At 69.4% G+C, this 6,576-nt stretch carries 3 protein-coding genes and 3 pseudogenes; 3 read left to right on the plus strand and 3 right to left on the minus strand.

Annotated elements, in window-relative coordinates:
- Window positions 1–25: 25 nt before the first annotated feature.
- Window positions 26–1,213: a CE1758 family FMN-dependent luciferase-like monooxygenase gene (locus ACFY4A_RS23775; RefSeq protein WP_390831350.1), complete on the minus strand. Its 1,188-nt coding sequence runs from the start codon at window positions 1,211–1,213 to the stop codon at window positions 26–28.
- 64 nt (window positions 1,214–1,277) lie between these two features.
- Window positions 1,278–1,918, minus strand: a pseudogene (gene wrbA, locus ACFY4A_RS23780) (NAD(P)H:quinone oxidoreductase).
- Window positions 1,919–2,289: 371 nt separating this feature from the next.
- Between wrbA and ACFY4A_RS23785 the strand changes: the two are divergent.
- The 3 genes and pseudogenes from ACFY4A_RS23785 to ACFY4A_RS23795 form a co-directional block, all read left to right on the plus strand.
- A pseudogene (locus ACFY4A_RS23785) lies at window positions 2,290–2,724 on the plus strand (AAA family ATPase); the annotation flags it as partial.
- 578 nt (window positions 2,725–3,302) lie between these two features.
- Window positions 3,303–5,048 (plus strand): LuxR C-terminal-related transcriptional regulator, encoded by a 1,746-nt coding sequence (locus ACFY4A_RS23790; RefSeq protein WP_390831351.1) that lies wholly within the window; start codon window positions 3,303–3,305, stop codon window positions 5,046–5,048.
- A gap of 94 nt (window positions 5,049–5,142) precedes the next feature.
- Window positions 5,143–5,844 (plus strand): annotated as a pseudogene (locus ACFY4A_RS23795) (alpha/beta fold hydrolase); the annotation flags it as partial.
- Window positions 5,845–6,045: 201 nt separating this feature from the next.
- Here the strand turns inward: ACFY4A_RS23795 and ACFY4A_RS23800 are convergent.
- A complete protein-coding gene (locus tag ACFY4A_RS23800; protein ID WP_390831357.1) occupies window positions 6,046–6,414 on the minus strand; it encodes an isochorismatase family protein in 369 nt (122 codons plus the stop codon).
- Window positions 6,415–6,576: the final 162 nt, after the last annotated feature.

Raw genomic sequence — 6,576 nt, forward strand, 5'->3', positions numbered from 1 at the left:
GCGGCGCGGAAGCTGTCGGCCACGGTCACACGGCCTGCGGGAAGCTGGCCGGCACGTTCGGGTCGCTGTCCTGGTACGGGGACGTGCCGGAGAGGTTGTCACCGCGGTTCGGGTTCGGGCGCGGCCGGCGCGGTTCGGCGTCCCCGTACTTCGCCCTGACCAGCGAGTGGTGAGTGGGAGCGTCGGGCACATCGGCGGCGCGCCGGGAAGCCATCTCCTTCCGGAGCACCGGCACGACCTCGGTGCCGAGGAGTTCCACCTGTTCGAGGGCCATCTCGACGGGCAGTGCCATGCCGTCGACCGAGAAGAGCTGGCGCTGGTAGTCGCCGAACCCGTCCTGGAAGGTGAGGACCTTGTCGATGACCTCTTGCGGGCTGCCGACGGTCAGCGGTGTGCGCGCCATGTAGTCGTCGAGCGAGCTGCCCTTGAAGACCGGGTACTCCTCGAAGTACGGGCGGAACGTCCTGATGGCGTCCTGGGAGCGCCGGGCGATGAACGCTTGGCCGCCGAGACCGACGATCGCCTGCTCCTTCGTGCCGTGCCCGTAGTGTTCGAAGCGGGCGCGGTAGAGGTCCACGAGCGGCTTGAAGTGCAGGTTCGGCGCCAGGATGTGATTGGCGAAGAAGCCGTTGCCGTAGTAGGCGGCCTGTTCGGCGATCTCGGGTGTGCGGATCGACCCGTGCCAGACGAAGGGGGGTACGTCGTCCAGGGGCCGCGGGGTGGAGGTGAAGCCCTGCAACGGGGTGCGGAACTCGCCCTCCCAGTCGACCACGTCCTCGCGCCACAGGCGATGCAGCAGGTTGTAGTTCTCCAGCGCCAGGGCCACGCCCTTGCGGATGTCCTTGCCGAACCACGGGTAGACCGGCACGGTGTTGCCGCGCCCGACCATGAGGTCGAGCCGTCCCTTCGCCACGTGCTGCAGCATGGCGTAGTCCTCGGCGAGTTTCACCGGGTCGTTCGTGGTCACCAGCGTCACCGAGGTGCTCAGGATGATGCGTTCGGTCAGCGCCGCGATGTGCCCCAGCAAGGTGGTGGGCGAGGACGGGATGAACGGAGGGTTGTGGTGCTCGCCGAGCGCGAACACCTCGAGGCCCACCTCGTCGGCCCGCTGGGCGATCCGCACCAGGTTGCTGATGCGTTCCGCCTCGCTCTGGGTGTAGCCGGTGACGGGATCGGGGGCGATGTCGCCGACCGAGAAGATTCCGAACTGCATGATGCTCGCCTTTCGCGGTGGTCCAAGATTCCGCGCAGCAACGTGACTGCGCGTGTGTCCTCGCTCAGGAGGACAGCCGCCCCCGCTTGATCAGGGCGGCGAACTCGACTGCACGCCGGGTCTGGAACTCCATCGCGGCGAGCTCGACCTCGCCGGGCGGTTCCTCGCCTGTGGCAGCAACGTGCCCGGAGCCGTAGGGGGTGCCCGACCGGAACTGGATCGGGTCGGCGTAGCCGGGCGGGACGATGACACAACCCCAGTGGTAGAAGGTGTTGTTGAGGGCGAGGATGGTGGACTCCTGGCCGCCGTGACGGGTGCTCGTGGCCGTGAAGGAAGACGCCACCTTGTCCATGAGCAGGCCCTGGGCCCAGAGCGGCCCGGTGGTGTCGATGAACTGCTTCATCTGTGAGGCGGGCAGCCCGTAACGGGTCGGTGCTCCCAGCAGGATCACGTCGGCCCAGGCCAGATCGTCGTGCGCGGCCTCCTTGACGTGCTGGGTGACCTCGAGATGCGCCGACCAGCCGGCGTTGGCGGCGATCGCCTCGGCGGGGCGAGCTCGGGCACCTTGCGCAGGCGCACGTCGGCACCGGCCTTCTCGGCGGCTGTGGCCGCCGCCTTGGCGAGGGCGAACACGGTGCCGGTCGACGAGTAATAGATCACCGACACGTTGACCGGCGCGGACAGCTCTGCACCGACGGTTCCCATATCAACTCCGCTTCTGTCATGGGGCGGACGCAGCTCGGAGGCGCCGCCCAGGTCACGCGCCTAGCGTCGGTTCTAGGGCCGCCTCCTGGCATCGGTCATGCGACCACGGTTCCGTCACCGGACCCGGGGCAGTCATCCGACTGAGTTCCACCCCGCCCAGAGCTTCCTGAATATTGGATAGGGATACCTCTATCGATTAGAGTGCCGCCCATGGAGCTCTCCAGCACGGGGACTCTGGCGGTCGTCGAGGCGCGTGTGGCCCTTGATCCGCACTGCCCGGCGACCCGCCACCCGGTGGAAGCTCTTCTTCGGCCAACGGCCGCCGTCGTGACCTGCGCCGGGCCGGCGGCCCCTTCCACCGGATTGCCCGGATGAGCGCGCGGCGCACCGAACTCGTCGGCCGGACGGAAGAACGCGATGCGTTAGCCGAACTGCTCGGAGCTGTATGCGCCGGGGAGAGCCGGGCGCTGGTGGTCCATGGCGAGGCCGGTATTGGCAAGTCGACCCTGCTCGACCATCTGACGAGCCGAGCCGACGACTGCCGTGTGCTGCGCGTCGTCGGCATGCAGTCAGAGATGGAGCTGATCTTCGCGGGGCTGCACCAGCTCTGTGCTCCCCTGCTCGATCGCCTCGACCGGCTGCCGACACCGCAGCGGGACGCGTTGCGAACGGCGTTCGGTCTGTGTGAGGGCCCGCCGCCCAAACCTCTCCTCATCGGCCTCGCGGTGCTCAGCCTCCTGTCCGAAGCCACCGGTGACCAACCGCTGGTGTGCGTGATCGACGACTACCAGTGGCTGGACCAGACGTCGGCTCAGGCGCTGGGCTTCGTCGCCCGGCGGCTCTCGGCGGACCCGGTCGCCATGGTCTTCGGAACCCGGGCCGCCCGCGACGAACTGGCGGGAGTCCCCGAACTACGCCTGGCGGGACTGGCCGACCCGTACGCGCACGAGCTTCTGGACTCCGTATTCACCGGCTCACTGGATGAGCGGGTGCGGGACCAGATCGTGGCCGAGTGCGGTGGGAATCCGCTCGCGTTCCTTGAATCGCTGCGCGGTACGACGCCGGACCGGCTGGCCGGTGGCTTCGGCCTGCCGGCCGCGGTGTCACTGTGTGGCAGCCTCGAAGAGAACTTCCGCCGCCAGCTGCAGTCGTTGCCCTCCGCGACTCAACGGCTGCTGCGGCTGGCCGCCGCAGACCCATCCGGTGACGCCCCCTTGGTGCGGCGCGCCGCCCGTACCTTGGGGATCAGCCTCCACGCGGCGACGCCCGCGGTGGAAGCGGGCCTGGCGGAATTCAGCACGAGGGTGCGGTTCCGCCATCCACTGCTGCGCTCGACCATCTATCGGTCGGCGACGGAGCAGGAACGGCGGTACACCTGGCCCTGGTGGCGGTCACCGATCCCGACATCGATCCCGACCGCAGGGCCTGGCACCGCGCACAGGCCGCCGCGGAGCCGGACGAAGAAGTCGCGGCGGACCTGGAGCGGTCCGCCGACCGTGCTCACGCCCGCGGCGGGCCGGCCGCGGCCGCCGCATTCCTGGAGCGGGCGGCACTGCTGTCCGCGGATCCCGTACGGCAGACCGAGCGGAACCTGGCGGCCGTCCAGGCCAATCTGCAGGCCGGATCGTACGAACGTGCCCTGGAGCTCCTGGCCGCCACGGAGGCCGAGCGGCTCGACCTGTTGCAGCGCGCTCGGGCGGAGCTGCTGCGCGGTCACATCGCCTTCGCCTCGGGACTGGGCAACACCGCCCCGAGACTCCTGCTCAAGGCCGCCGAGCAACTGGTGCCGCTCGATGTCGGACTGGCCCGCGAGACATACTTGACCGCGTGGATGGCCGCCGTGTGCGCCGGTGGCCTCGCCACTGAGGGAAGTCTCCCGGACGTCTGCCACGCCGCTCGGCAGGTTCCCCGCTCACCTCAGCCGGACAAGCCGGAACTGATCCTGGACGCGATCTCCGCGGTGATCACGGACGGCCCGGCGGCGGCCGAGCCAGCCCTGCGCCACGTGGTGAGCGCCTTCACCGCAACGGAGACGACACCGGAAGAGACCCTGCGGTGGGGCTGGTTCGCGCACGCGGCGGCCATCGCTCTGTGGGACCACAGCGCCTGGCGTTCGATGCAGGAACGGGAAGCCGAGGTGATGCGGGCGGCGGGAGCGCACGACCTGCTGCCCATCGTGCTGTCCACGCTGGCCACCGTCACGGCATGGAGCGGGGACTTCACCGCGGCGGCGACCATGATCGCTGAGGCGGACATGGTGTGCGACGCGACGAGAGCTCCCGCCGCATTGTTCGCCCCGATCGTCCTCGCGTGCCTGCGCGGCGACGAGAACACCGCGGTCCCACTGATCGAGGCGTCCGTCCAGGATGGCAGGACCAGCGGGACGGGCGTGTTCCTGACCTACGCCAACTGGGCGGCCTCGATCCTCTACAACGGCCTGGGCTGCTACGAGGACGCGCTGGCGTCCGCCACCCGGTCCCGCGACAGTGCGCCCTACCTCTTCGTCGCGAACTGGGCACTGCCCGAACTGATCGAAGCGGCCGTACGCTCTGGACATCCGGACCTCGCACACAGTGCTCTGGCCCAGCTGACGGCATCGGCCGTGCCTGGCGGCACCGATGTCGGCCTCGGTCTACTGGCCCGCTCGCGCGCACTGCTCAGTGACAGCGGGAGCGCCGAACCCCTCTACAGCGAGGCGATCGACCGCCTGAGCCGGACCCCGCTGCGCCCCGAACTCGGCCGCGCCCACCTGCTGTACGGGGAGTGGTTGCGCCGAGCGGGCCGTCGTACGGATGCCCGCGTCCAACTGCGCACCGCCTTCGACCTGTTGGCGGGTATGGGCGTCGAGGCGTTCGCCGAGCGGGCCCGTCGCGAGCTTCTGGCCACCGGTGAACGGGTACGCCGCCACGGCGCCGAAGCGGTCGACTCGCTCACCGCGCAGGAGGCACTGATCGCGCGGCTCGCCCGTGACAGCCTCACCAATGCCGAGATCGCCGCGCAGCTGTTCCTCAGCCCGCGCACCGTGGAATGGCATCTGCGCAAGGTCTTCGGGAAGCTCGGCATCGCCTCACGCCGTGAACTGACGTCGGCGCTGACGCACGCGGGCGAGGTGCTCACCGTAGTCGAATGACCGATGTCAGCCGTTTCCTGAGGACGGGAGGCTGAAGGAGAGGTGGGACCCGCCCCGCCCCCTGCGCGAGCAGACCTCCGCATGAGGAATCGCCATGCCCCACATCACGATCGGCCATGACATCAGCGGCGCCGTCGAGCTCCATTACGAGGACCGTGGAACCGGTCAGCCCGTGGTGCTGGCCCATGGGTACCCGCTCGACAGCCGCAGCTGGGACAAGCAGGTTCCGGCCCTGCTGGCAGCCGGATACCGTGTGATCACGTACGACCGCCGCGGCTTCGGCCGCTCGTCACCGGCCGCTGACGGCTATGACTACGACACGCTCGCCGCCGACCTGAACTCCGTGCTTGCCGAACTGGACCTGGTCGATGCCGTCCTGGTGGGCCACGCGGCGGGGACCGGGGAGATCGCGCGCTACCCCGGAACGCACGGCTCGGGACGCGTGGCCAAGGCCGTCTTCCTCGCCTCCCTGCCACCCTTCCTGCTTCGGACCGACGGGACTCCACACGGCGTCGACCTCACGTTCTTCGACGAGTTAATGGCCAAGGCGCGAAGCCTGGACCGACGCGCCTACTTCGCCGAGCTGTGCGACCTCTTCCTCAACACGGATAAGGCTGCCGGCACGGAGTCGGGTGACAGCGCTGCGGAGACGTTTCTGGACATCGCCTCCGCCACCTCCCCGCGCGCCTGCGTTGCGGTGATCCCTGCCTGGATCACCGACTTCCGCGCCGACATCGCGTCGATCGACACACCAACGCTGATCGTCCACGGATCCCGCGACCGGCTGCTCCCCGTCGACCCGGCCGGACAGGGGTTTACCGAGGAGGGTCTTCGTTTGGTGTCCCCTCGCGCGCCAGCGGGTCGCGACCGCGTTCCCTTCCGCGATCTGGTCGAACAGCGTCTTGTCGTGGTCCGCGAAGGCGCCGTGCCTGAGGATCGCCCATGGCCGGTGCCTCCAGTCCGATATCGGCAGGCGGACGGCGGGGCGGGGGCGGGCCTACATGAAGTCGGGCGCCTTGACGACACCCGCGGCCACCTGATCCATGACGTAGTCGGTGTACATGGCCGCCGTGCCGCCGCGCCGCGCCATGACCTCGCTGATCTTCTGCTTCTCCGGTCGGGTGTAGTCGGGGGCCCACTCGGCGGCGACCGCGACCCAGTTGATCGGATTGGCGCCGGCCATCACGAGCCGGGTCTTCGCGTCCTCGTGCGCCTCGGGTGTCACGCCGGCCGAGCAGTCGGTCACGAAATAGACCTCGTAACCGTCCTTCAGCGCGCCGAGAACGGTCTGCGCGAGGCAGACGTCCGTCGACAGGCCCGCCATCACGAGCTTCCGGCGACCGGTGGCCTCGACCGCCGCGCGCACCTCGGGGATCGACCACGCGGCCGTGGTGGTCCGGTCGATCGGGGTGACGTCCGGGAAGGCCTCCCTTAGAGTTCACGCGGATAGGCGTGTGGTCAGGGTCGGCGGTTCGGGCGTTCGTCCCAGCGGTGTGACGTCCATGCCCGTCGGATCAGGCTACGCACG

This window comes from Streptomyces sp. NPDC001292 (genome assembly GCF_042896465.1).
Classification (GTDB): Bacteria; Actinomycetota; Actinomycetes; order Streptomycetales; family Streptomycetaceae; genus Streptomyces.

What these genes read in the sequence shown, in the direction of transcription:
- ACFY4A_RS23775 (WP_390831350.1), bottom strand. Translation starts at nt 1,213, where the DNA reads ATGCAGTTCGGAATCTTCTCGGTCGGCGACATCGCCCCCGATCCCGTC.